The following is a 24,095-nucleotide window of genomic DNA, read 5'->3' on the forward strand; positions in this document are numbered from 1 at the left end:
ATACGAAATGAGTACTATAGTGAATGTTGAGCAAACAGCGTTTCAATTAATCTTACATGCTGGAAATGCTAAAAGTTCATTAATGGAAGCAATGCAAGCTGCTCGTGCAGGAAATTTAGATGAAGCACATAGTAAGATTGAAGAAGCAAAAGTAGAATTAAATCATGCACATCATGCTCAAACTTCGCTGATTCAGGGTGAAGCTCGTGGAGAGAAAGTAGAATTAAATATTCTATTGATTCACGCACAAGATCACTTGATGAATGCTTTGACAATGAGAGAGTTAGTAACTGAGATTATTCATCTACATGAAAAAATAAATAAATAATAGAATAATAATGAAATAGAAAAGTAGTGAATCAAATTGAACTAGCTACTTTTCTTTTATAAAAGTTGTATAGAAAACTAGGTATGAATGCGATACAAAACAGAGTGTAAGGAGTGGGGACAATGAGTAATGGTATTAAAATTGTAACTATTGGTGGCGGTTCTAGTTATACTCCTGAGTTAGTTGAGGGGTTTATTAAGCGATATGATGAGCTTCCTGTAAGAGAATTATGGTTAGTTGATATTGAAGCTGGAAAAGAAAAGCTTGAGATTGTGGGTAATCTAGCGAAACGCATGGTTGCAAAAGCAGGAGTACCAATGGAAATTCACTTAACTCTTGATCGCCGTGAAGCTTTAAAAGACGCTGATTTTGTTACTACTCAATTCCGTGTTGGTTTACTTGAGGCACGTATGAAAGACGAAAGAATTCCTTTAAAACATGGAGTAATCGGTCAAGAAACAAACGGTCCAGGTGGTTTATTTAAAGCCCTTCGTACAATCCCAGTTATTTTAGATGTCGTAAAAGATATGGAAGAACTTTGTCCAAATGCTTGGTTAGTAAACTTTACAAATCCAACTGGTATCTTAACAGAAGCTATTTTACGTTATACGAATTTCCGTAAAGTAGTTGGTTTATGTAATGTTCCAATTCATATTCATATGAATATTGCAAAAGGATTAGGTGTAGAGCCTGAACGTGTTCATATTGATTTCATGGGCTTAAATCACATGGTTTATGGAACAAAAGTATTATTAGACGGTGAAGATGTTACAAGTAGAGTAATTAGTGAATTCGCTCGTCCGACCGAAAGTATGACGATGCAAAATATAAAAGCAATGGATTGGAATCCTGACTTTATTGAAGCGTTAGGTGCAATCCCTTGTCCTTACCACCGTTACTATTATCAATCAAAAGTAATGTTGGAAGAAGAATTGGAAGCAGCGAAAAAAGACGGAACGCGTGCAGAAGTCGTTAAAAAATTAGAAGATGATTTATTCGAACTTTATAAAGATCCAAACTTAAATATAAAACCACCTCAATTAGAAAAACGTGGTGGAGCTTATTATAGTGATGCAGCATGTCGTTTAATTTCCTCTTTATATAACAATAAATGTGATATACAGCCGGTTAATACAATGAATAATGGTGCGATTGCTTCTATTCCTGATGATTGCGCGGTTGAAGTAAGTGCTGTTATAACGAAAGACGGACCAAAACCATTAACAATGGGTGATTTACCAGTCGCAGCTCGCGGATTAGTTCAACAGATTAAATCGTTTGAACGAGTTGCAGCAGAAGCGGGCGTAACAGGGGACTACAAAACAGCATTACTTGCAATGTGCATTAATCCACTCGTTGGTTCTGATAACTTAGCAAAACAAATTTTAGATGAGATGTTAGAAGCACATAAAGAATACTTACCACAGTTCTTTAAAAATGAAACAGTAACTGCTAATTAATAGGTAACACGATGTTTGCAAAAAAGGATGTAACTCATCTATTAGAGTATCATCCTTTTTTTATCCTAAGTACAGTAAAGGAGCAATCTTATGACGAAAATAATTGTTAATGCAGATGATTTTGGTTATTCAAAGGGAGTTAACTTAGGCATAATTGAGGCTCATTTAAATGGAATTGTGAATTCAGCAACTATGATGATGAATATGTATGCGGTAGAGCATGGCGTTGAATTAGCAAAAAGATATCCAACATTAGGACTTGGTGTTCATTTAGTACTAACTGCCGGAAAGCCTTTACTTGAGGATTTAGAAGGTATAGTAGATGAAAATGGGGTGTTCCTAAAACAAACATACTGGTATGGAAATCCAACAGAGGCAAGCGTTGATGAAGTTGAACAAGAATGGGACGCTCAAATTCAAAGATTCCTGTCTTTTGGGCTAACACCAACGCATATTGATAGTCATCACCATGTACACATGATTCCTGTTCTTCAACCAGTTATTGCTAAATTGTCTCAAAAGTATGATTTGCCTGTTCGTATTTCAGAACAGCATGCAATTGATGGAATCAAACCTTTTACGGATCAATTATTAACTGACTTTTACGGAAGTGACATTCCACTAGATTACTTTGAAACTATTACTGAAAGAATTAAAAGTGGAGTGGAATCAGTCGAGGTTATGGTGCATCCAGCTTTAGTAGACAATCACTTGAAAAATGGTACATCCTATTGTTTTGAAAGATTAACTGAATTAGATATTTTAACAACTGCAAAACTTCCAAGTGAGATTGAATTAGTAAAGTTTTAAGATAAAGGCTCTATTAATGTTTAGTGTTGAAATATTAACAAAATCTTTTTTTCTATATAATTGTTGTTTTTATACGGATGGTTTATTAAGAAAATCAACAATCTTCTTTAACAGAGCCAAATAAAAAGCCACTGTTCTCTATATTAATATAGAAGAAAGTGGCTTTTTTCTAGTTGGTTATTGGGACTTCATTGCGGGAATAAAATTCTAGTAAATAACATATTTCATCATCTGGAATGATGATATCGCATGCTTCTTCAATTTGTTGAAGTATTTTCTTCATTTTTAAATAAAGCATGTAGTGACTATTGATTTTATCTTCTTTGTTTTTAAATGGGGTTAGTGGTTCTTCGTTTTGAACGCGATTGATCATACAACTCATATGAAGAACGATTCCCATTAAATCTTCATTTTTAAAGAATCTACCTGTTTGTACCTGGATATCATTTAATGAACGGCGGATGACACTAATAACGTTCTTAGCATTTTTTAAAGAAATTGTATCTTGCAAGGTTTCAGCCATTTTTAAATATGTTTCCTCATAAGTGATTAACTCTTGTATCCGTTTAGTTGCTTTCATATTTAGGACATCCTGTAAGTGGAATGTATTATAAGGAACGTGAATGTCAAAATTGGAAACAATACAAACAATATTCCGTTCTTTTGATATATCATTTAACATTTTCTGTAATTCTTCCTTATTTAAAAGGCTAATTGGCACAATTTCTATCATCTCTTTATCATAGAACAAGTTATTACTTAGTATATTTTTAATGGCGATAGCACTTCCTTGACCAGTCAAGCATGCAGTTAGAATAACAGAGCGGTAAAACTCAGTTGGTTTCTTCTTACTTGAATGTGCATTAATAAAGAAAGTAGTAAGATTACGAACATCTTGATAAAGTTCATCTAAACTATAACCTAAAGTAGCTTTTCTAGATGCTTCGATTACATGTGCAGTACTAACCATTTGAATAACACGAACTGGAATGGAACACTCTGCTTCTATAATGTCTCCGATATATGCCAATGAACCCATATCAATGCATAATAAAATGCCATTTAATTTACCTAATGATTTTATATACTCTTTAACTCTGATTAGAAAATCTTGAGGTGGTTCACTTAATGGCATATCGATTCCAATGACTTCATCATTTTCTAATAACTCATTTGTAACAGATGCCATTTCTCTGGCGATTCCATTACCATGAGCTAGAACGATTACCTTTACGTTTGAATTTTGTTCCTTGAAATCTTCATTTCCATATACGAAAAACATCGTAATAAAAGCAACTTCATCAAATGGGATAGAGACATTTGTATAATCTTCAATCATTTTCACACATTCAATTGAAATCGAAAATTCATTTTTATACTGATCACGAATTTGCGTTATATTTGGATGGTAAATCTTCTTGTTTGACTGAATACGTTGTAAGAGAGTCTGTATATGCAAACTGAATGCGACAAGAATTTTCTCGCTAAATTTTTTATTTAATTTATCTTCAGCCAATTTTAAAACTTTTTCAGTTAAAGTTACTATTTCTGGTTGCATGATTTTTTGAATGTTTTCTTTACTTGAGAGTTTACGATTAATTGAAGTTAAGTAGTGTGTAAAATAACTTTCAATATCGTTTTCCATTAGTAAAGATAGTTCATCTTGTGCGACTCCTCGCTGTTTCAATTCTTCATATTTCGTATCTATACGGTCATAAATTGTATCAGTATCATCCATTTGCGGATTACTAATCATGCCTTTTGTTGGTGAAAATTCAAAATGCTCGTTTAAAAGAGTAATTGAATGCTTCACTTTTTTCTCAATAAACAACCCTTCCTTCACATACCAATTTAAATCTGTACTGTAAATTCGGATTTTATCGTTTTGATTTGTAATAAAGTCTGCATACGCTTTCGCACACGCTAATTGAATATCAGCTTTTAATTGTCCAATATTGTTTTGGCATGGATAGAAAAGAAAAGAACGGATCGTATTTGCACTGACAACAATTTCTTTACCAAGACGAAGACTTTCCTCTGAGAAAAATCTTTTAATAAGCGTAAATCTTTCCTCATAAGTTCTGTCTCGTAAAGCTGGTAATTTAATGACCATCGGAATTCGACGAGTAAATGTAGATAATAAAGTTGAGCTTGGATCTTCGGTTGTAGCAGAAATGATGAGTACGTTTGATGTACGTTCGTTCTCAGTCTCTCCTAGTCGTCTATACAACTTATAGTCGATGAAAGTAAATAACATTTCTTGCCCTTCAGGTGTAAGACGATGAATCTCATCTAAAAATAAAATACCGTTATTTGCCTTTTCAAGTAACCCTTTTTGTTCTGTTGCTCCCGTGTATGCGCCTTTTCTTACCCCAAAAAGTTGACCTAATAAAAGCTGAGGATTATTTGCATAATCGGCACAGTTAAATATAATGAAAGGGGAATCCTTACTTAAAATATTGGATCGTATTGCAAACTCATGCATTTTAGCTGCGAAAGCAGATTTACCGACTCCTGTTTCACCTAAAATTAAAGTATGCATTCCATTAGGAGGATATAGTATGGCTGACCTTGCTTTTTCAATTGCAGGTCTTAAACTAATATTCTCATCATAAAAATATTCGTGCTTATATTCAGAGGAAGGTTTCTCTCCTGATACAGCAACCTGATGTTTTATTTTTGAGTTCGTATTAGATTGGAGTTTAAATAAAACGGGTCTAGAATTTGTTTTGTCTAATAGACCTTCTTTTACTAATTTATTTAAATCACTGCTAACGTTTGCACGATCTAAATTTAACATTGTAGCAATTTCATTTGCAGTATAGCCTTGTGAATTACTTTGTTGGACAAAAACTTCATAAATTTGGTTTTTTCTATTCATATTAGCCCACCCGTAATTTGAAGTTGTATACTTTTACTATACAGGAAATAGTAAACGTTTTCACTATATTTTAATATTGAAACAATTCGTCAAGTACTATGAAAAAGTTTAATTTCGAGTAAAATAGTCTTAAGGGAGTGAAGTAGTATGGAAATGAATTTAATGCAAAAACAAACATTAAAACTAGCTATGACCCAAGAACTGCGACAAGCCATTACAATGCTTCAGTATAATGCCCAAGAGCTAACTGATTTTTTATTTGAGCAATCTTTAGAAAATCCATTAATTGAAGTTGAAACTCCTTATAGCAATTATTTATCTACAAAAGTCAGTAAGCAAACTACTACTCACGATCATGGTATGGAACTGTATACACGTAAGACAGAAAGTTTGCAGGAAGAACTAATTAGTCAACTGAATGAGTTAAAATTGGATCATGATGAATATCGGATTATAAAATATTTAATATATAACATAGATAAGAACGGATTTTTAATGGAAACAGATGAAGAGCTTATTCATGAACTAGGGATTCCATATTCACAATTACAGATTTGTATCGAAATTCTACAAAAGTTTGAACCAGCCGGTGTTGGTGCTAGATCTGTAAAAGAGTGTTTATCCATTCAATTAAACGGACTTGATCGTGAAACTTCAATTGCAAAACAAATTATAAATGAATACTTTGATATGTTTGTAAATAAAAATTGGAAAGAAATTGCGAAGAAGTTAAAGATGAGTTTAGGAGAATTACAAAAAGAAATTGATCTAATTTTAACATTACAACCTAGACCTGGATTGAATTACTATCAAGATCAAGTAAATTATGTTGCGCCTGATTTATCTGTTGAAAAAATTGGTGAAGAATTTGTTGTACTGCTCAATGATAAAATTATGCCAAGGTTAAAAGTATTAAATGAATATTCATCCATTTTAAACGGTCAACATGAAAAGGAAGTATCTGCCTATTTAAAGGATAAAAATACACAAGTTAACTGGTTAATGAAAAGTCTTGAGGAACGAAAATCAACAATGCTATCAGTAATGAATTGTATCCTTCATAAACAGTTAGCATTCTTTGACAAAGGACCAGCATTTTTAAAAACATTAACTTTGAAAGAAATTGCTGAAGAGCTTTCACTACATGAATCTACAATAAGTCGTACTTGCAAAAATAAGTATGTACAAACACCTTTTGGATTGTTTGAAATGAAACAATTTTTTCATCAAGGCGTAAGTGCCGATGGGGAAGAACTTGCTTCTACGAGTGTGCAGGTGTTTATTAAACAACTAGTTGATGAAGAAAATAAAGAAAAGCCTTTATCAGATCAAAAGTTAGTAGAACTACTATCACAAAAGCATGGCGTTGAGATTTCTAGACGAACAGTTGCTAAATATAGAGATATATTGAGGATACCTGGATCTTCAAAACGAAAGCGCTTTAGTTAAAAGGAGAAAAATTGCATGTCAATCAAGTTAACATTTTTCACAAAAGAAAATTGCGGCTTATGTAATGAAGCAAAAGAAATAATTAAGTCGATTAGATTAGAACATGAAATTGAAGTAACTGAAATAGATATCTATTCATATGATGAATTATTAGAGAAATATCAGTTGATGATTCCTGTCATTCAAATCAATGGCCAAACCATTGCTTATGGGAAAATTCATAAAAACGACATATTAAATGCCATTAAATAGGTGCTTATCTATTGAAAGAAATAGATAACCCTGTTACAATGTAAATGTAGCAGGGTTATTTCATTTCTGGAGTATATCTTGTATCGAAAAACAACGTTGAAAAACGCTGTAATTTTTTTAAAACAAGTGGGACATAATACGTCATAGTGGGACTTATTCCGTCCATCAGAAATACTCTGCGAAAGAGGAGATGAAAATGAACCATATTTTAAAGCTACAACACAAATTGTTACCCGATCTAATTCCGGTTATTCAAAAAAGATTCCTGATCCTACAATACATTCGAATTATGCAACCGATTGGTCGCAGAAACTTGTCCGTTAGCGTAGGGATCACAGAAAGAGTACTTAGATCAGAAGTTGCTCTTTTAAAGGAGCAGAGATTAATTAATGTTGCTTCCTCAGGCATGACATTAACGGATGAAGGATTAAGCTTACTACTCGATTTAGAAGAACCAATGCGTGAACTATTTGGCTTGAAAAACATCGAAGATCAATTAAAGGATATGTTTAACCTAAAAGAAGTCATAGTTGTTTCAGGCGATAGTGATGAGTTGGCTTGGGTTAAAAAAGAGATGGGGCGCGCAACTGTTGGCTGTATAAACCAAAGGATAGATACAAATAATATTGTTGCTGTTACTGGTGGTTCCACTTTAGCTGCCGTAGCTGAAATGATGAATGCAGATTCGAAAGAACTTAATCCTTTATTTGTACCAGCTAGAGGCGGTTTAGGGGAAGAAGTACGAAATCAAGCAAATACAATTTGTGCAAAAATGGCCGAAATGGCAAAAGGTAATTATCGTTTATTACATTTACCAGATGAATTAAGTGAGGATGCATATCTCACAATGATGGAAGAACCGAAAGTAAAAGAGGTTTTAAATTTAATTCGTTCTTCTTCAATCGTGATTCATGGTATCGGTGAAGCATTTACAATGGCGAAACGAAGGCAATCATCTTCTGAACAATTAGAAACCTTGATTGAATCTGAAGCTGTTGGAGAAGCATTTGGATATTATTTTAATGAAAATGGCGAAGATGTATATAAGGTACGAACAATAGGTTTGCAGCTTGATGAATTAAAAAATATTCCATATGTATTAGCAGTGGCTGGAGGATCTTCAAAAGCGAAATCTATTGCTTCTTTCTTGAAGAAAGGGCACGTAAACATTCTCGTTACAGATGAAGGCGCAGCAAGAGAGTTAATTAAAGGAAGTACCCTTTAACTATAATAAAAATTAGATTCTACCTACTATAAGGAGGAAATTATAATGGCAACTAAAATTGGTATTAATGGATTTGGACGTATTGGACGTATGGTTTTCCGTGCAGCTTTAAATAACCCTAATGTAGAGGTTGTTGCAATCAATGATTTAACAGATGCTCAAACATTAGCACACTTATTAAAATATGATTCAGTACACGGTGGAGTTAACGCTGAAGTAACTGTAAATGGTGATTCTATCGTTGTTAACGGTAACGAAATCAAAGTTATTGCTGAGCGTGACCCAGCAGTTTTACCTTGGAGCGATTACGGAGTAGAAGTAGTAGTTGAATCTACTGGACGTTTCACAGATAAAAAAGACGCTGAAAAACATTTAGGTGGATCAGTTAAAAAAGTAATTATCTCTGCACCAGCTTCTAACGAAGATATCACAATCGTTATGGGTGTAAACGAAGATAAGTATGATGCGGCTAGCCACAACGTACTTTCAAATGCTTCTTGTACAACTAACTGTTTAGCTCCTTTCGCTAAAGTATTAGACGAAAAATTTGGTATCAAACGTGGTATGATGACAACTATTCACTCTTACACAAATGACCAACAAATCTTAGATTTACCACATAAAGATTTACGTCGTGCACGTGCTGCTGCAATGAGCATGATTCCTACAACAACTGGTGCTGCTAAAGCTGTATCATTAGTATTACCACAATTAAAAGGTAAATTAAACGGTGGAGCTGTTCGTGTTCCAACTGCTAACGTATCATTAGTTGACCTTGTTGTAGAATTAAATGCTGAAGTTACAGCTGAAGAAGTAAATGCTGCATTCAAAGCTGCTGCTGAAGGCGAATTAAAAGGTATCTTAGGATACTCTGAAGAGCCATTAGTATCAATCGATTATAACGGATGTTCTAACTCTTCAACAATCGACGCATTATCTACAATGACTATGGAAGGTAACATGGTTAAAATCCTTTCTTGGTACGATAACGAAACTGGTTACTCTACACGTGTAGTTGACTTAGTAGATTACATCGCTTCTAAAGGCCTATAATTTTAATAGAAAAATAAATACGAGGGCGAGGATATTCCTCCCCTCTTTTATATGAAATAAATCTTCTATAGGTCAATCACCCAACAAAAATGTAAAAAATACTCAAGAAATAAATTCCAACAATATACATAATCTGTTAAAATTGCGGTGACAATATCACAGAATAGAAGACGTATTTGTAGAAATATGAATAGTTTCGTCAGTTCTGAGAAGAAAAGTTTCAATATCTGATTGGCTTTTTTACAATTCAATGGATAGTGGAATGAATATGAAAAACGTACTGGAGGCACCTAAAATGAACAAAAAGTCTTTACGTGACATTGATGTAAAGGGTAAACGCGTATTTTGCCGTGTAGATTTTAACGTACCAATGGCAAATGGTGAAGTAACAGATGAGACACGTATTCGTGCTGCACTTCCTACTATTCAATATTTAGTAGAAAACGGAGCAAAAGTAATTTTAGCTTCTCATTTAGGACGTCCAAAAGGGCAAGTAAATGAAGAATTACGCTTAAATGCTGTTGCAAAACGTTTAGGTGAAAAATTAGGTAAAGAAGTTCTTAAATCTGATGAAGCATACGGACCAAAAGTTCAAGAAGAAATCAGCAAAATGAACGAAGGCGATGTTTTATTATTAGAAAACGTTCGTTTCTACCCAGGTGAAGAGAAGAATGATGAAGTTCTAGCCAAAGAATTTGCTGCGCTTGCTGATGTATATGTAAATGATGCATTTGGTGCTGCTCATCGTGCACATGCTACAACTGCTGGAATCGCTAAACATATCCCTGCAGTAGCTGGTTTCCTTATGGAAAAAGAAATCAATGTATTAGGTAAGGCACTTTCAAACCCAGAACGTCCTTTCACTGCAATCATTGGTGGAGCAAAAGTTCGCGATAAAATAGGTGTAATTGAAAACTTATTAGAAAAAGTAGATCACTTAATTATCGGTGGAGGCCTTGCTTACACATTCTTAAAAGCAAAAGGATTTGAAATTGGTAAATCACTTTTAGAAGAAGATAAAATTGACTTAGCAAATGAATTTATGCAAAAAGCAGAAGCAAAAGGCGTTAAATTCCACATGCCAATTGATGTAGTAATTGCTGATAAATTCGGTGAAGATGCTAACACAAAAGTTGTTGATATCGATCAAATTCCTGCGGACTGGGAAGCTCTTGATATTGGACCAAAAACAACAGCTCTTTATGCTGATGTGATCAAAAACTCTAAATTAGTTATTTGGAATGGACCAATGGGAGTATTTGAAATCGATAAATTTGCTCAAGGTACAAAAGGTGTTGCTCAAGCATTAGCTGACTCTGACGCTTACTCTATCATTGGTGGAGGAGATTCAGCTGCAGCTGCAGAAAAATTTGGTTTAGCAGATCAAATGAGCCATATTTCTACTGGCGGCGGTGCTTCATTGGAGTTTATGGAAGGTAAAGAACTTCCAGGCGTAGCACTTTTAAATGATAAATAAGATCACAAGAATAGAATTATTTTAGAATATACAGTAAGATAGAATGTCTTACTAACCGTAAGGATGGTGTTTCACATGCGTAAACCGATTATCGCAGGTAACTGGAAAATGAATAAAACGCTTAGCGAAGCAATGTCATTCGTTGAGGAAGTAAAAAATAGTGTCCCAGCATCTGATAAAGTAGATGCAGCTGTTTGTGCGTCAGCACTATTTCTAGCACCAATGGTAGAAGCAGTAAAAGGGACTGATTTAAAAATTGGTTCACAAAATGTAAGTGACAAAGATAGCGGTGCATATACGGGAGAAATTAGTCCTGTTGCATTAAAAGACTTAAACGTAACTTATGCTATCATTGGTCATTCAGAGCGCCGTGAGTACTACAGCGAGACGGATGAATTCATTAACAGCAAAACTAAAAAAGCATTTGAACATGGTTTAACACCAATTCTATGCTGTGGTGAAACGCTAGAGGAACGTGAAGGTGGTAAATTTGAGGAAGTAATTCGTACTCAATTAACTGCTGATCTAGCTGGCCTTACTGAAGATCAAGTTAGTAATTTAGTAATTGCTTATGAACCTATTTGGGCGATTGGTACTGGTAAATCTGCAACTGAAAAAGATGCACAAGAATCATGTAAGTTTGTTCGTGATGTTGTTGCTAGTCTTTACAATGAAAATGTTGCAGAAGCTGTACGAGTGCAATATGGTGGAAGTGTAAAACCAGAAAACATTAAAGAATATATGGCACAACCAGACATAGACGGTGCTTTAGTTGGTGGTGCAAGTCTAGAACCAGCTTCTTTCCTTGCTTTATTGGAGGCTGTTAAGTAATGAGTAAAAAACCAGTAGCTCTAATCATCCTTGATGGATTTGGTTTGCGTGAAGAAACATTTGGTAATGCTGTTGCGCAAGCAAAAAAACCAAACTATGATAGATATTGGAATCAGTATCCACATGCACAATTAACTGCATCTGGTGAAGCAGTTGGACTTCCAGAAGGACAAATGGGTAATTCTGAAGTGGGACATTTAAATATCGGAGCTGGACGTATCGTTTATCAAAGCTTAACGCGTGTGAATAAAGCTATTCGTGAAGGTGAATTTGAAAAAAATGACACTTTTATTGATGCTATGAAGAGCGCGAAAGAAAAAGGTAAAGGACTTCATATTTTTGGTTTATTGTCTGACGGAGGTATACATAGTCACATTAACCACATGTTTGCTTTATTAAAATTAGCTGCTGAAGAAGGCTTAGAAAAAGTATATGTTCATGCTTTTCTTGATGGAAGAGATGTTGGGCCAACAACAGCTAAAAAGTATATTGATCAAACAGAAGCAAAATTTAAAGAAATTGGTGTAGGTGAATTTGCAACAATTTCAGGTCGTTACTACTCTATGGACCGTGATAAACGTTGGGATCGCGTTGAAAAATGCTATCGTGCAATGGTCTATGGTGAAGGTCCGACCTACTCAAATCCATATGAATTAATTGAAGATTCATATGCAAATGGGATCCATGATGAGTTCGTTTTACCTTCTGTTATCGTAAAAGAAGATGGTAAACCAGTTGCAACTGTTGAAGATGAAGATTCTATTATCTTCTACAACTTCCGACCAGATCGTGCCATTCAAATTTCAAATGTGTTCACAAATGAAGATTTCCGTGATTTTGATCGTGGAACAGAGTTTCCAAAGAATGTTCATTTTGTGTGCTTAACACATTTTAGTGAAACGGTTCAAGGTTATGTTGCATTTAAACCAACTAACTTAGATAACACTTTAGGTGAAGTTCTAGCTCAAAATAATTTAAATCAATTACGTATTGCTGAAACTGAAAAGTATCCACATGTTACATTTTTCTTCAGTGGCGGTCGTGAAGCACAGTTCCCTGGTGAAGAGCGTATCTTAATTAATTCACCTAAGGTTGCTACTTACGATTTAAAACCTGAAATGAGTGCTTATGAAGTGAAAGATGCTCTTTTAAAAGAGATTGCTGCCGATAAGCATGATGTAATTATTTTAAACTTTGCAAATCCAGATATGGTTGGGCATTCAGGGAAACTTGAGCCAACGATTAAAGCGATTGAAGCTGTGGATGAATGCTTAGGAGAAGTGGTAGATGCAATCATTGCTAAAGGTGGAAAAGCGATTATCACTGCAGACCATGGGAATGCTGATGAAGAAATTACACCAGAAGGTCAACCAATGACAGCTCATACTACTAACCCAGTACCTGTAATCGTAACTTTAGAAGGTATTACTTTACGTGAAGATGGAATTTTAGGAGACTTAGCTCCTACTGTTTTAGATTTATTAAAAGTAACACAACCAAACGAAATGACTGGTAAATCACTTATTAATAAGTGAACAGTTAATATAAAAGATTTACAATAAGCGTATAGCGCATTTAAAGGAGAGATTTTATTATGTCAATGATTATTGATGTTTACGCTCGCGAAGTATTAGATTCTCGTGGTAATCCTACTGTTGAAGTAGAAGTTTACACTGAAGATGGTGGCTTTGGCCGTGCATTAGTTCCAAGTGGTGCTTCAACTGGTGAATATGAAGCAGTTGAATTACGTGATGGAGACAAATCACGTTACCTTGGTAAAGGTGTAGAAAAAGCAGTTTCAAACGTAAATGATATCTTAGCAGAAGAAATCGTAGGATACGAAGTAACTGAACAAACTGCAATCGACTTACGTATGATTGAATTAGATGGTACAGAAAATAAAGGTAAATTAGGTGCAAATGCTATTCTTGGTGTATCTATGGCAGTAGCTCGTGCAGCAGCTGACGAATTAGGTTTACCATTATACCAATACCTTGGTGGATTCAACGCTAAACAATTACCAGTACCAATGATGAACATCATTAATGGTGGATCTCATGCTGATAACAACGTAGACTTCCAAGAGTTTATGGTCTTACCTGTTGGAGCTAGCAGCTTTAAAGAAGCAATCCGTATGGGTACTGAAATCTTCCACAACCTTAAAGCTGTATTAAGTTCTAAAGGCTTAAACACTGCTGTAGGTGATGAAGGTGGATTTGCTCCAAACCTTGGTTCAAACCGTGAAGCTTTAGAAGTAATTATGGAAGCAATCGAAAAAGCTGGTTACAAAGCTGGCGAAGAAGTATTCTTAGGTATGGACGTTGCGTCTTCTGAGTTCTATAACAAAGAAACTGGTAAATACGATCTTGCAGGTGAAGGCCGTACTGGCGTATCTTCAGCTGAAATGGTTGATTTCTACGAGCAGCTTTGCAACGACTTCCCAATCCTTTCAATTGAAGATGGCTTAGACGAAAATGACTGGGATGGACATAAATTATTAACTGACCGTTTAGGAAAAAAAGTACAATTAGTTGGTGACGACTTATTCGTTACAAACACTAAAAAGCTTTCTGAAGGTATTGAAAAAGGTATCTCTAACTCAATCCTGATCAAAGTTAACCAAATTGGTACATTAACTGAAACTTTCGAAGCAATCGAAATGGCTAAACGTGCTGGTTACACAGCTGTAGTTTCTCACCGTTCTGGTGAAACTGAAGATAGCACAATTGCTGATATCGCAGTTGCAACAAACGCTGGTCAAATCAAAACTGGTTCTGCATCTCGTACAGACCGTATTGCTAAATACAACCAATTATTACGTATTGAAGACGAGCTAGGCGAAAGCGCAGTATACCAAGGCTTAAAATCTTTCTACAACTTACGTAAATAATTTTAAAAATACAACATAGACACAACAAAGTAAAAATGTATGTTAAGTAAAACAAAACATAATCCATTATAGACACTAAAAAGAGAAGGCCCCTTACCTTCTCTTTTTTTGTGTTTATTTTTATAAAAAGCATCTTTTCTAGTCCTCGTCTTATGCTTGTCGAGGCTGAAACTAGCGATTCCACTTTTCGATCACTTAATCGTCTTAACTTTCGATTTCCTAGCGACCCAAATTGCGATGATTAGTGCACCTACTGTGTCTGCTACTAGGTCTGTCATTGTGTCAAAGTTTCCTCCACCTTGGGTTGTTGTTCCGAGGAATTGGTCTGCGCTAAATTCATAAATTTCCCAAAGTACTCCTCCAAAAACACCAAAAGAGAGTACGTAGAAAAATATAAACCAAGCAGACATTTCACTCCTTGATTGATCAGTCGTAAACTTTTCCATTAAATCGACGGCTAAGAAGGATATTAAAGCACCACTTAATAAGTGAAGAAAGGGTGTGTCCCACCAACCTAATGAATAAAGGCCTAACATCGAACCAAGGCATTGTGAAGCGATTAAGAAAGCAAAATATGAAATAATGAATGGTAAGGTAAATCGGATTTTTAAAAATTTATCTAAAGCAAATGGAATGAGACCACATATAATACCGCCGATGGCAATTTGATATCGATACGTATCTCCTTTTAAGAAAAAGATGACAAATAGTGCAACCATTAATATGGTATAACCAAGACTTAATATCGTTTGTAAACCTCTTTTCATTTTCCACACCTCTTTTATTCCATTTAAAAACTAAGAAATATTCATTACTAACAATTTTCCCTAATTGATAAATTCTAAGCAAAATGACATGAACTAAACTGCTTAATTAAATGATGGGAAGGAATCAATAAAGGATTTCTCGAATACTTAAAAGGTTACTTTTGGTATACTATTAAAATGATTGTATTGTATATATACTGATTAATCTGCGGTTTTATCAGTGCTAAAAAGATCATATAATAACATACGATAAATTGAACAGTTATTTATTACATATGAAATGAAGGGGTTAAGATGAAAAACTGGGAAGGGTTAATTTCCGCCGAAGATAGAACGAAAATTTATGTTAGAAAATTTATTCCAGATCATCCGATTGCAGTCGTTCAAATTGTACATGGTATGGCTGAACATGGGGGAGCATACGAAAAATTCATTGAATACTTAGTTCACCAAAACTTTGCAGTCTATATACATGATCAAAGAGGACATGGAAAAACGGCCATGAATGAGGATGACTTAGGTTATTTTGGAGATAAAATTGGATGGGACCAAATTGCAAAAGATATTATTTATTTAACGAAAATTATAAAAGAAGAATTGAGTGTTCCGCTTATTTTATTTGGTCATAGTATGGGTTCTTACTTAAGCAGACGAGTTGTTCAATTAGATGGAGAACTATGCGATGGGCTAATTTTATCAGGTACCGGCTTTGATCCTGGCATTTTAAGAAAGTTAGGGGTATTTTTATCAGGTTCGGAATCATTTATCATGGGTGAAAAAGGAAGAAGTAAGATATTGGATTTTTTAACATTTGGTAATTTTAATAATCATTTTAAATTTCCAAGAACTAAATATGATTGGTTAACGCGTGATGAAGCCGAAATCGATCGTTATATCAAAGATCCTTTTTGTGGATTTATTTGTTCACCGAGTTTTTATCGTGAGCTTTTAAGTGGGGTTGGGATTATCCATAGAAAAGAAGAAGTAAGAAAAACGCCAACAAATTTACCTATTTATATTTTTTCTGGAAGTAAAGATCCTGTCGGTCAAAATGGTGATGGAGTGAAAAGAGTATACGAGCTCTATAAAAATTTAGGTTGTAATGATTTAACAATGAAACTCTACGATGAGGGTCGTCACGAAATGCTACATGAAATAAATAAAGAGGATGTTTACCTAGATGTTAAAACATGGATAGAACAACATGTACTCTCATCTTGAAGTAAACTGTTCTTCATAGTAGAATAATAAGTAACAGTGTTTACTGTGGAGGTGAAGAAATGCATACGTTTTTATCTGTTTTATTAATTATCGTTTCAGTTCTTATGATTGTTCTTGTTTTACTTCAATCAAGTAAAAGTAATGGATTATCAGGTGCGATTTCTGGTGGAGCTGAACAGCTTTTCGGAAAGCAAAAAGCACGTGGTTTCGAATTAGTTTTACAAAGAATAACAGTTGTTGTAGCAGTATTATTCTTCATTTTAACAATTGCTGTAACTTATTTAAAACTGTAATAAACTAGCTGCCTGCTAAAGGTGGCTTTTTTATTTAGGTTTGGATCAAAAGACGGGGTAGTACATATGAATTTCCTAAACAAATTTTATGCAGTCATCTTATCCGCGATCATGATTAGTGGAACATGGGGATTGTTTTCTAGTACGCCAGAAGAAGAGAGAGTTTATGATTGCTGTTACACAGGAGTTTTTGAAGGATTTGTGATATCACTGTCAATTACATTTACCTGCTATGTGATTTTTGGACTGGGGTTTGCCTATATAATTGAAGAGTTAACAAGAATGTTTCATATTAATAAGTTCATTTACTTGTTTCAATTAATAATGTATATAATTGCTGGCCTTGTTGTAGCGATGATGTTTGCTTTTACTCAGAGTATTGAACTAACGATGTTCTACGCATTATTCAGTGTTCCAGCATCTCTTCTATATTTTCATGTATTATTTTTTATAAAACTACCTAGAAATATAGTCAGCACAAAAAGAAAGAGACAACCTTAAATTGGTTGTCTCTTCTACTTTTTAATTACTTCTTCATTTGAGCCCATTCTTCTCTACTTGGACCATAAATTCCTGGTACGACTAATCCAGCTTGTCTCATTAGAACAGTCATTTGACCCCTATGATGGATTTGGTGATTTAGCGTCATACGAAGGATTGCAAAAACAGGCATATCAAAACCAAAGCAATTTTTTATTTCTTTTAAACTTTCGTCATTCCACTGTGCCTTAGCAGCTTCCACTACTGCATTACTAACATTTTTATATGTTTCAGCGATTTCTTTTGCTGATCCAGGCATTTCGTCTTGAATTGTTAGATCAATTTTTAATCCAGATTGTGAGACGATTCCTTTAGCAGCTGTAGTGACGTGCCAAGCTAGTTCTCCAAGCGAAAAATGATCTTCTTCAATTGCTTGATCAAGTGAATCGTCAGTCAACACGTTTAAATATTTTAAAGTACCTTCTGCTTCATGTGTCCACTCATTAATAAATTGGTCAATGCTAATAAACATAAAATGCCTCCTAATGTTTCTTACGTAAATACAAAGATATTATAGCCTCAATTATCATTAAATCATAAGCATAAAGAGAAAAAAACTCTTTATTGGTAAATAATGCAAATGAAAGGTAAAATAAAAGAACGCTTCCTATTAAGGGTAATCTAAGAAGGAAGAGTAATGCAAGTTTGGTTCAAAGATGTATTTTAGAATGAATATTGAGACTCATTAGTATATAAGATGTAAAAACAAATGAATCTAATGAAAAAAGGATAGAACAGTTTTGGAGTGAGTATAAATGAAAGTAACAATGCCTAAGCCTTTCACATTTGAGGGTGGAGAGCGAGGAGTTTTATTATTACATGGTTTTACAGGGCATTCAGCCGACGTTAGAATGCTAGGCCGCTTTTTAGAAAAACGTGGTTATACATGTCATGCACCGCATTATAAGGGGCATGGTGTACCACCAGAGGAGCTTGTTCATACTGGACCAGAGGATTGGTGGCAGGATGTGACGGAAGCTTACCAATTTTTAAAGGACCGTGGTCATGAAAAAATTGCTGCAGTAGGTTTATCTCTAGGTGGAGTTTTTGCACTGAAACTAGGCTACACAGTTCCATTAAATGGTATTGTGACAATGTGTTCCCCAATGTACATAAAAAGTGAAGAAATAATGTACGAAGGTGTTCTTGCATACGCTGCTGAGTTTAAGAAACGAGAAGGTAAAGCACCTGAACAAATTGAAATAGAAATGGAAGAGTTCAAAAAAGCACCAATGAAAACATTAATAGAACTTCAAGGGCTAATCAAAGAAGTTCGTGAAAATGTAGACACTGTTTACGCACCTACATTTGTAGTGCAATCCAGAGTTGATGGAATGATTAATACAGATAGTGCAAATATTATTTTTAATGAAGTTCAATCTGATCAGAAAAAATTAAAATGGTATGAAAATTCAACACATGTCATTACGCTTGGGCAAGAGAAGGATCAATTGCATGAAGACGTCTTAGCCTTTCTTGATGATTTGGATTGGTAGAATCCTGTTATTCTGGACAAACTTAAAATAAAAGACCCTTAACCGGATTGGTGAGAAAAGGAGGGAAATGTATATGCAAGATTTTCAACAATGGAAAGATAAGTTATTAACTTTAATGAAAAGTGAAGACTATAAGCCTTTAAATATTCAAGGGCTAGAAGACGAATTACAATTAACTGATGCTGTAGATTTTCGTGAAGTGGTTAAAGCGCTTGTCACATTAGAAGATGAGGGGTTCATTGTCCGTTCACGAAATAATAAATACAGTTTACCTGAACAATCAAATTTAGTAAGAGGTAAACTTACTGGTCACGCACGTGGTTTTGCATTTGTAATTCCAGAAGAAGCGGGAGCAGAGGATGTATTTATTTCACCTTCTGACTTAAATGGTGCACTACACGGAGATGTTGTTTTAGCAAGAATTACGAAAGAAAAAAGTGATGCACGTCGTGAAGGCACAATCGTAAAAATTCTTGAACGTGGTCAAACGAAAATGGTTGGTACATTCCAAGCACAGAAAAACTTTGGCTTCGTGATTCCTGACGATAAACGTTTTGGTAGTGACATTTTTATTACGAGAAGCAATTCACAAGGTGCAGTTGAAGGGCACAAAGTAGTTGTAGAACTAACTCAATTCCCTGAAAACGGCAAAAATGCAGAAGGAATCATTGTTCAAATCCTTGGGCATAAAAACGATCCAGGTGTAGATATTCTTTCAGTCATTCATAAGTTTGGATTACCACAGGAATTTCCTAAAGAAGCAATGGATCAAGCAAATGCTGTTCCTGAAGATATTGATGAAGCGGATATTGGTACTCGACGTGATTTACGAGATCAACAAATTGTCACGATTGATGGAGCGGATGCAAAAGATTTAGATGATGCGGTTACAGTAACAAAACTTGATAATGGCCATTATAAGCTTGGTGTACATATTGCTGACGTTTCTTATTATGTAACGGAGAATTCTGCAATTGACCAAGAAGCTTATGATCGTGGAACAAGTATTTATTTAGTTGATCGAGTGATTCCTATGATTCCTCACCGATTATCAAATGGTATTTGTTCTTTAAATCCGCAAGTTAATCGATTTACACTTTCTTGTGAAATGGAAATTGACCAAAAAGGTGATGTCGTTAAACACGAAATCTTCGAAAGTATCATTAAGACAACTGAACGTATGACATATAGTGATGTTAACAAAATTCTAGATGAAGCAGATGTCGAGTTACGTGAGCGTTATGAGCCATTGGTACCTATGTTTGAAGAGATGGCACACTTAGCAAGCGTTTTACGTAAACGAAGAATGAATCGCGGAGCAATCGATTTTGACTTTAAAGAAGCGAAAGTTCTTGTAGACGCTGAAGGACATCCTGAAGACATCGTTATTAGGGAACGTTCAACAGCAGAGAAATTAATTGAAGAGTTTATGCTTGTTGCGAATGAGACAGTAGCAGAACATTTCCACTGGTTAAATGTTCCGTTCATGTATCGTGTTCACGAAGATCCTAAAGAAGAAAAACTACAACGCTTCTTTGAGTTTATTTCAACATTTGGTTATACAGTAAAAGGTGCAGCTAATGAAATTCATCCAAGAGCATTACAGCAAGTTCTTGAAATGGTACATGGCCAACCAGAGGAAACAGTCATTTCAACCGTTATGCTTCGTTCAATGAAGCAGGCAAAGTACGAAGCAGATAATTTAGGTCACTTTGGTTTAGCAGCAGAGTTCTACACGCATTTTACTTCACCAATTCGCCGTTACCCAGATTTAATTGTACATCGTTTAATCCGTACTTACTTAATTCAGGGTCAAATGAATGATGATACGAAGCGTGAATGGGATGATAAACTGCCAGCAATTGCTGAACACGCATCAAATATGGAGCGTCGTTCTGTAGAAGCTGAACGCGAAACCGATGATTTGAAAAAAGCAGAATTTATGCTTGATAAAATTGGCGAAGAGTATGAAGGAATTATTAGCTCAGTTACAAACTTCGGTATGTTTATTGAATTGCCAAATACGATTGAGGGTCTTGTTCGTGTAGCTGATTTATCGGATGACTACTACAATTATGATGAACGTCATTACGCGATGGTTGGGGAAAGAACTGGTAAAATCTTTAGAATTGGCGATGAGGTTTCTATTCGAGTAGTCAATGTAAATAAAGAAGAGCGTGCAATTGATTTTGAAATTGTAGGCATGAAATCAAATAAACCTCGTCGAACTGGTGGAAGAGGACCGGTGAATCGAGATGGTGGCCCTTCCGGAGGCCGAGGTAGAGGCCGTGGAAGAGGACCAACAGATCGAAGTACTGATCGCAATAGAGGTGGTAGTTCACGCGGTAGACGTGGAGGAGATAGTACTACAACTTCACCAAGTGAAGAAAAAGACAATGGCAGAAACGGGAAACCTCGTAATAAACGAGATGATCGTTTTAACCCAACAAAAAGTAAAAGTAAAAAGAAAAAACCTTTCTATGATAAAGTAGCAAAAGGGAATAAGAAGAGATAATAAAAACATGCTCTTTTCTTAAAGATTGTTGTTTTGAAAGACAGAAGTTGATTACAACGGAAGGTGCGAGACTCCTGTGGGAGATACAGGAAGGCTGAGACCCCGCAGGGCACCGAGGAGGCTCAGCTCACGCCCCACGGAAAGGGAGCGACCTGGAGTTGTAATCAACTAACGCATACATAAATAGCAATAATGGGTAAGAAAACAATCAAAAAATAAAGCAGTGGACAGATGAAATGTTCACTGTTTTATTCTTTTTGATTACGACCAAGAGCGGTCCTATGTACATAGAATATCGTTTCATTTTATGGTAAAATAAGTAAGGATAGTGAGGTGTTTTAAACATGCCAAAAGGTGAAGGTAAGGTTATCGCGCAAAATAAAAAAGCTTATCATGATTATTTTATTGAAGAAACGTATGAGACGGGTATCGTACTACAAGGTACTGAAATAAAATCATTACGTGCTGGAAAGGCTAATTTAAAGGATTCATTTGCCCGAGTTCAAAACGGTGAAGTATGGCTACATAATATGCATATTAGTCCGTATGAACAAGGTAATCGATATAATCATGAACCACTACGAACAAGAAAATTGTTACTTCATAATAAAGAAATTGTTAAGTTAATTGGTTATACAAAAGAAACTGGTTACACATTAGTTCCTTTAAAAATCTATTTGAAAAATGGATATGCGAAGTTATTACTTGGTTTAGGTAAAGGTAAGAAGCAATTTGATAAACGCGATGATCTAAAGAAAAAAGAAGCCAAACGTGAGGTTGAACGAGCGTTCCGAGACCGTCAAAAAAGTTAATTGGATAATAGTTGAAGCTTTTCCATTCTCTTTTGCTATTAACAACAATTGTTAATTGCAACTGATGTCGAATGTGCTATAATAAGTTTGTAAGTTAATGAAACACATAAATGAGCACGATGAAGTGCAGATTTTATAGATTATGAAGCTAAGCTTTTGTTTAGTGCTTCGTAAGTCACTCATAGCCACGAAGACTGAAATAATGTCGAGTGTGCATTTTATATGGGGACGTTACGGATTCGACAGGGGTAGTTCGAGCTTAAGTCGCGAGTCGAGGGGTCGGCCTCGTTAAAACGCAAAAGCCTATAACTGGCAAAAACAACAATTTCTCTTTAGCTGCTTAATTGCACTAAAGGCTCCTCCTATGTATCGCCCATGTGCATAGCTTAGAGGGGTTCACTCATTAGTGGGCTACGCCGGACCTCACCGTCTGAGGGGAAAGGAAGAGACTAACCAGACTAGCTACTAGGAAGCCTGTCAATGGGCTGAATAGTATGCGAAATACGAATATATTGACTACACTCGTAGAAGCTTAAGTGCCGATATTTCTGGACGTGGGTTCGACTCCCACCGTCTCCACCAATACATACTGTTGGTGGTTTTTTTATGTCAAAAACAAGGTTTTATTAGTTGAAAGCTAGTTTAAAATTCTTTAATGAATAAATATATGGTAGATAAATGGGCTAACCGTAAAATGAAAATTTACGATAGCTCAATTTTTTTGGGATAAAAAACATTTTTACTTATCTACTTTACAACTTCACTACTTAGTGTTACGATATACAGGTACTAAGTAATACAGAATATCTGTAATACTAAATAGTTGTTAATGTTTATAAAATTTTTTTAAAAATAGGTTCACATTTTAGCTACTCAGTAATACAATATACTATTACTAAGTAACACAGAATATCAGTAATGCTAAATAGCTGAAAAGAGTTATAAAAAGGTGACTTATGAAACCCTGGCTCCGTAAGTTATTTAGAGTTTTATTAATCGCTACTGAGTGATACTGAATATCTGTGTTACTAAATAGCTATACTAAAAAGAATTTTAATTTATATATATAAGGAGGTGTATACCATGGAAAATTTAACAGAAATGCTTAAAGGTTCATTAGAAGGTTGTGTATTGGAAATCATCAGTCGAGGTGATACTTACGGCTATGAGATTACTCGCCGCCTTAATGACCTAGGATTTACTGAGGTTGTCGAAGGTACGGTCTATACCATTTTAGTAAGGCTGGAAAAGAAAAAGCTGGTGAATATTGAAAAAAAACCATCTGAAATGGGACCGCCTCGTAAGTTTTATTCATTAAACGATGATGGACATGAGGAATTAAAACAATTTTGGGGAAAATGGGATTTTCTTTCATCAAAAATTAATATCTTAAAGGGGGAGAAATAATTGAAAAAATTTATTGAGTTAATCATTGGAGATTTAGAAAGTAAGAAGGAATACAAAGCATTTATGAAAAAAGTAAATTCACTACCGAAGGATTATGCTTTTGTGTTCAAAAAGATTCAAAAGTACATGTGGAATTTCGGATATGGATTTGGTGAAGAAATCATCAATTTGTATGAATTGTTTGAAGCTAGTGCAGCAGAAGGTAAGCATGTATTAGATGTTACTGGGGAAGACGTGGCAGCATTTGCCGACGAGTTAATGTCTCTCTCAAAGTTAGATGAAGAATCTGGGATTAAATTAGGAGAGCAAGTAGAGTTGAAAAAAGAAATTGAGAGTAGAGTAGAACAGCAAGTAAAAATATGGACGAATAAAAATAAATAGGGGGTTA

Annotated in this window: 22 protein-coding genes and 1 other RNA gene; 20 read left to right on the forward strand and 3 right to left on the reverse strand. The window is 34.9% G+C overall.

Features of this window, described 5'->3' with window-relative positions; all coding sequences use genetic code 11:
- The first annotated feature begins 7 nt into the window (after window positions 1-7).
- From ABID96_RS02390 to chbG, 3 genes are all read left to right on the forward strand, one after another.
- Window positions 8-328: a PTS lactose/cellobiose transporter subunit IIA gene (locus tag ABID96_RS02390; RefSeq protein ID WP_192603308.1), complete on the forward strand. Its 321-nt coding sequence runs from the start codon at window positions 8-10 to the stop codon at window positions 326-328.
- Between the two features lie 122 nt (window positions 329-450).
- Window positions 451-1,788 (forward strand): 6-phospho-beta-glucosidase, encoded by a 1,338-nt coding sequence (locus ABID96_RS02395; RefSeq protein WP_192603307.1) that lies wholly within the window; start codon window positions 451-453, stop codon window positions 1,786-1,788.
- A 90-nt stretch (window positions 1,789-1,878) separates the two neighbouring features.
- Window positions 1,879-2,598, forward strand: coding sequence for a chitin disaccharide deacetylase (gene chbG / locus ABID96_RS02400; RefSeq protein ID WP_192603306.1), 720 nt, complete (start codon window positions 1,879-1,881; stop codon window positions 2,596-2,598).
- Between the two features lie 169 nt (window positions 2,599-2,767).
- Here the strand turns inward: chbG and ABID96_RS02405 are convergent, their stop codons facing one another.
- A complete protein-coding gene (locus ABID96_RS02405; protein WP_192603305.1) occupies window positions 2,768-5,479 on the reverse strand; it encodes a sigma-54-dependent transcriptional regulator in 2,712 nt (903 codons plus the stop codon).
- A 147-nt stretch (window positions 5,480-5,626) separates the two neighbouring features.
- On the opposite strand from ABID96_RS02405, the gene rpoN reads away from it, so the two are divergent.
- From rpoN to eno, 8 genes are all read left to right on the forward strand, one after another.
- Window positions 5,627-6,928, forward strand: a complete 1,302-nt coding sequence (gene rpoN / locus ABID96_RS02410; protein ID WP_192603304.1) for an RNA polymerase factor sigma-54 — start codon at window positions 5,627-5,629, stop codon at window positions 6,926-6,928.
- Between the two features lie 21 nt (window positions 6,929-6,949).
- Window positions 6,950-7,180, forward strand: coding sequence for a glutaredoxin family protein (locus ABID96_RS02415; RefSeq protein ID WP_192603684.1), 231 nt, complete (start codon window positions 6,950-6,952; stop codon window positions 7,178-7,180).
- 196 nt (window positions 7,181-7,376) lie between these two features.
- Window positions 7,377-8,405, forward strand: a complete 1,029-nt coding sequence (locus tag ABID96_RS02420) for a sugar-binding transcriptional regulator (protein ID WP_192603303.1) — start codon at window positions 7,377-7,379, stop codon at window positions 8,403-8,405.
- Window positions 8,406-8,450: 45 nt separating this feature from the next.
- Window positions 8,451-9,458, forward strand: a complete 1,008-nt coding sequence (gap, locus tag ABID96_RS02425) for a type I glyceraldehyde-3-phosphate dehydrogenase (RefSeq protein WP_192603302.1) — start codon at window positions 8,451-8,453, stop codon at window positions 9,456-9,458.
- Window positions 9,459-9,753: 295 nt separating this feature from the next.
- Window positions 9,754-10,935, forward strand: a complete 1,182-nt coding sequence (locus ABID96_RS02430) for a phosphoglycerate kinase (RefSeq protein ID WP_088000755.1) — start codon at window positions 9,754-9,756, stop codon at window positions 10,933-10,935.
- A 75-nt stretch (window positions 10,936-11,010) separates the two neighbouring features.
- Window positions 11,011-11,766: a triose-phosphate isomerase gene (gene tpiA, locus ABID96_RS02435; RefSeq protein ID WP_192603301.1), complete on the forward strand. Its 756-nt coding sequence runs from the start codon at window positions 11,011-11,013 to the stop codon at window positions 11,764-11,766.
- The gene (gene gpmI / locus ABID96_RS02440; RefSeq protein ID WP_192603300.1) at window positions 11,766-13,301 is read left to right on the forward strand and encodes a 2,3-bisphosphoglycerate-independent phosphoglycerate mutase; all 1,536 of its coding nucleotides are present in this window, start codon (window positions 11,766-11,768) and stop codon (window positions 13,299-13,301) included. Before tpiA ends, gpmI begins: the two co-directional genes overlap by 1 nt.
- Before the next feature lie 59 nt (window positions 13,302-13,360).
- Window positions 13,361-14,656: a phosphopyruvate hydratase gene (gene eno, locus ABID96_RS02445; RefSeq protein WP_088000749.1), complete on the forward strand. Its 1,296-nt coding sequence runs from the start codon at window positions 13,361-13,363 to the stop codon at window positions 14,654-14,656.
- Between the two features lie 191 nt (window positions 14,657-14,847).
- Here eno and ABID96_RS02450 read toward each other — a convergent pair whose 3' ends face one another.
- Window positions 14,848-15,423: a DUF2238 domain-containing protein gene (locus ABID96_RS02450; RefSeq protein ID WP_192603299.1), complete on the reverse strand. Its 576-nt coding sequence runs from the start codon at window positions 15,421-15,423 to the stop codon at window positions 14,848-14,850.
- Window positions 15,424-15,717: 294 nt separating this feature from the next.
- Here ABID96_RS02450 and ABID96_RS02455 point away from each other — a divergent pair, with 294 nt between their 5' ends.
- The 3 genes from ABID96_RS02455 (at window position 15,718) to ABID96_RS02465 (ending at window position 17,438) form a co-directional block, all read left to right on the forward strand.
- Window positions 15,718-16,644, forward strand: a complete 927-nt coding sequence (locus tag ABID96_RS02455) for an alpha/beta hydrolase (RefSeq protein WP_192603298.1) — start codon at window positions 15,718-15,720, stop codon at window positions 16,642-16,644.
- Window positions 16,645-16,703: 59 nt separating this feature from the next.
- Window positions 16,704-16,937, forward strand: coding sequence for a preprotein translocase subunit SecG (gene secG, locus ABID96_RS02460; RefSeq protein WP_088000739.1), 234 nt, complete (start codon window positions 16,704-16,706; stop codon window positions 16,935-16,937).
- A gap of 66 nt (window positions 16,938-17,003) precedes the next feature.
- Complete coding sequence (locus ABID96_RS02465; RefSeq protein ID WP_192603297.1) at window positions 17,004-17,438, forward strand: hypothetical protein; 435 nt, start codon at window positions 17,004-17,006, stop codon at window positions 17,436-17,438.
- A 25-nt stretch (window positions 17,439-17,463) separates the two neighbouring features.
- Here ABID96_RS02465 and ABID96_RS02470 read toward each other — a convergent pair whose 3' ends face one another.
- Window positions 17,464-17,949, reverse strand: coding sequence for a DinB family protein (locus ABID96_RS02470; protein ID WP_192603296.1), 486 nt, complete (start codon window positions 17,947-17,949; stop codon window positions 17,464-17,466).
- Window positions 17,950-18,232: 283 nt separating this feature from the next.
- Between ABID96_RS02470 and ABID96_RS02475 the strand changes: the two genes are divergently transcribed.
- The 6 genes from ABID96_RS02475 to ABID96_RS02500 all read left to right on the forward strand — a co-directional run bounded on the left by ABID96_RS02475 (window position 18,233) and on the right by ABID96_RS02500 (window position 24,088).
- Window positions 18,233-18,973: an alpha/beta hydrolase gene (locus ABID96_RS02475; protein WP_192603295.1), complete on the forward strand. Its 741-nt coding sequence runs from the start codon at window positions 18,233-18,235 to the stop codon at window positions 18,971-18,973.
- A gap of 73 nt (window positions 18,974-19,046) precedes the next feature.
- The gene (gene rnr, locus ABID96_RS02480) at window positions 19,047-21,488 is read left to right on the forward strand and encodes a ribonuclease R (protein WP_192603294.1); all 2,442 of its coding nucleotides are present in this window, start codon (window positions 19,047-19,049) and stop codon (window positions 21,486-21,488) included.
- A gap of 344 nt (window positions 21,489-21,832) precedes the next feature.
- Window positions 21,833-22,300: an SsrA-binding protein SmpB gene (gene smpB / locus ABID96_RS02485; RefSeq protein WP_192603293.1), complete on the forward strand. Its 468-nt coding sequence runs from the start codon at window positions 21,833-21,835 to the stop codon at window positions 22,298-22,300.
- Between the two features lie 224 nt (window positions 22,301-22,524).
- Window positions 22,525-22,882, forward strand: a transfer-messenger RNA (tmRNA) gene (gene ssrA / locus ABID96_RS02490).
- A 501-nt stretch (window positions 22,883-23,383) separates the two neighbouring features.
- The gene (locus ABID96_RS02495; RefSeq protein ID WP_192603292.1) at window positions 23,384-23,707 is read left to right on the forward strand and encodes a PadR family transcriptional regulator; all 324 of its coding nucleotides are present in this window, start codon (window positions 23,384-23,386) and stop codon (window positions 23,705-23,707) included.
- Window positions 23,708-24,088, forward strand: coding sequence for a DUF1048 domain-containing protein (locus tag ABID96_RS02500; RefSeq protein WP_192603291.1), 381 nt, complete (start codon window positions 23,708-23,710; stop codon window positions 24,086-24,088). It begins immediately after the preceding gene.
- Window positions 24,089-24,095 lie beyond the last annotated feature (7 nt).

It is taken from the genome of Gottfriedia sp. OAE603 (assembly GCF_040543965.1).
GTDB classification, from domain to species: domain Bacteria; phylum Bacillota; class Bacilli; order Bacillales; family Bacillaceae_G; genus Gottfriedia; species Gottfriedia solisilvae.

What these genes read in the sequence shown, in the direction of transcription:
- ABID96_RS02430 (WP_088000755.1), top strand. Translation starts at nt 9,754, where the DNA reads ATGAACAAAAAGTCTTTACGTGACATTGATGTAAAGGGTAAACGCGTA.
- ABID96_RS02395 (WP_192603307.1), top strand. Translation starts at nt 451, where the DNA reads ATGAGTAATGGTATTAAAATTGTAACTATTGGTGGCGGTTCTAGTTAT.
- eno (WP_088000749.1), top strand. Translation starts at nt 13,361, where the DNA reads ATGTCAATGATTATTGATGTTTACGCTCGCGAAGTATTAGATTCTCGT.
- ABID96_RS02475 (WP_192603295.1), top strand. Translation starts at nt 18,233, where the DNA reads ATGAAAGTAACAATGCCTAAGCCTTTCACATTTGAGGGTGGAGAGCGA.
- rpoN (WP_192603304.1), top strand. Translation starts at nt 5,627, where the DNA reads ATGGAAATGAATTTAATGCAAAAACAAACATTAAAACTAGCTATGACC.
- rnr (WP_192603294.1), top strand. Translation starts at nt 19,047, where the DNA reads ATGCAAGATTTTCAACAATGGAAAGATAAGTTATTAACTTTAATGAAA.
- gpmI (WP_192603300.1), top strand. Translation starts at nt 11,766, where the DNA reads ATGAGTAAAAAACCAGTAGCTCTAATCATCCTTGATGGATTTGGTTTG.
- chbG (WP_192603306.1), top strand. Translation starts at nt 1,879, where the DNA reads ATGACGAAAATAATTGTTAATGCAGATGATTTTGGTTATTCAAAGGGA.
- tpiA (WP_192603301.1), top strand. Translation starts at nt 11,011, where the DNA reads ATGCGTAAACCGATTATCGCAGGTAACTGGAAAATGAATAAAACGCTT.
- ABID96_RS02455 (WP_192603298.1), top strand. Translation starts at nt 15,718, where the DNA reads ATGAAAAACTGGGAAGGGTTAATTTCCGCCGAAGATAGAACGAAAATT.
- ABID96_RS02450 (WP_192603299.1), bottom strand. Translation starts at nt 15,423, where the DNA reads ATGAAAAGAGGTTTACAAACGATATTAAGTCTTGGTTATACCATATTA.
- ABID96_RS02470 (WP_192603296.1), bottom strand. Translation starts at nt 17,949, where the DNA reads ATGTTTATTAGCATTGACCAATTTATTAATGAGTGGACACATGAAGCA.
- gap (WP_192603302.1), top strand. Translation starts at nt 8,451, where the DNA reads ATGGCAACTAAAATTGGTATTAATGGATTTGGACGTATTGGACGTATG.
- ABID96_RS02420 (WP_192603303.1), top strand. Translation starts at nt 7,377, where the DNA reads ATGAACCATATTTTAAAGCTACAACACAAATTGTTACCCGATCTAATT.
- ABID96_RS02465 (WP_192603297.1), top strand. Translation starts at nt 17,004, where the DNA reads ATGAATTTCCTAAACAAATTTTATGCAGTCATCTTATCCGCGATCATG.
- ABID96_RS02405 (WP_192603305.1), bottom strand. Translation starts at nt 5,479, where the DNA reads ATGAATAGAAAAAACCAAATTTATGAAGTTTTTGTCCAACAAAGTAAT.
- ABID96_RS02390 (WP_192603308.1), top strand. Translation starts at nt 8, where the DNA reads ATGAGTACTATAGTGAATGTTGAGCAAACAGCGTTTCAATTAATCTTA.
- ABID96_RS02495 (WP_192603292.1), top strand. Translation starts at nt 23,384, where the DNA reads ATGGAAAATTTAACAGAAATGCTTAAAGGTTCATTAGAAGGTTGTGTA.
- secG (WP_088000739.1), top strand. Translation starts at nt 16,704, where the DNA reads ATGCATACGTTTTTATCTGTTTTATTAATTATCGTTTCAGTTCTTATG.
- smpB (WP_192603293.1), top strand. Translation starts at nt 21,833, where the DNA reads ATGCCAAAAGGTGAAGGTAAGGTTATCGCGCAAAATAAAAAAGCTTAT.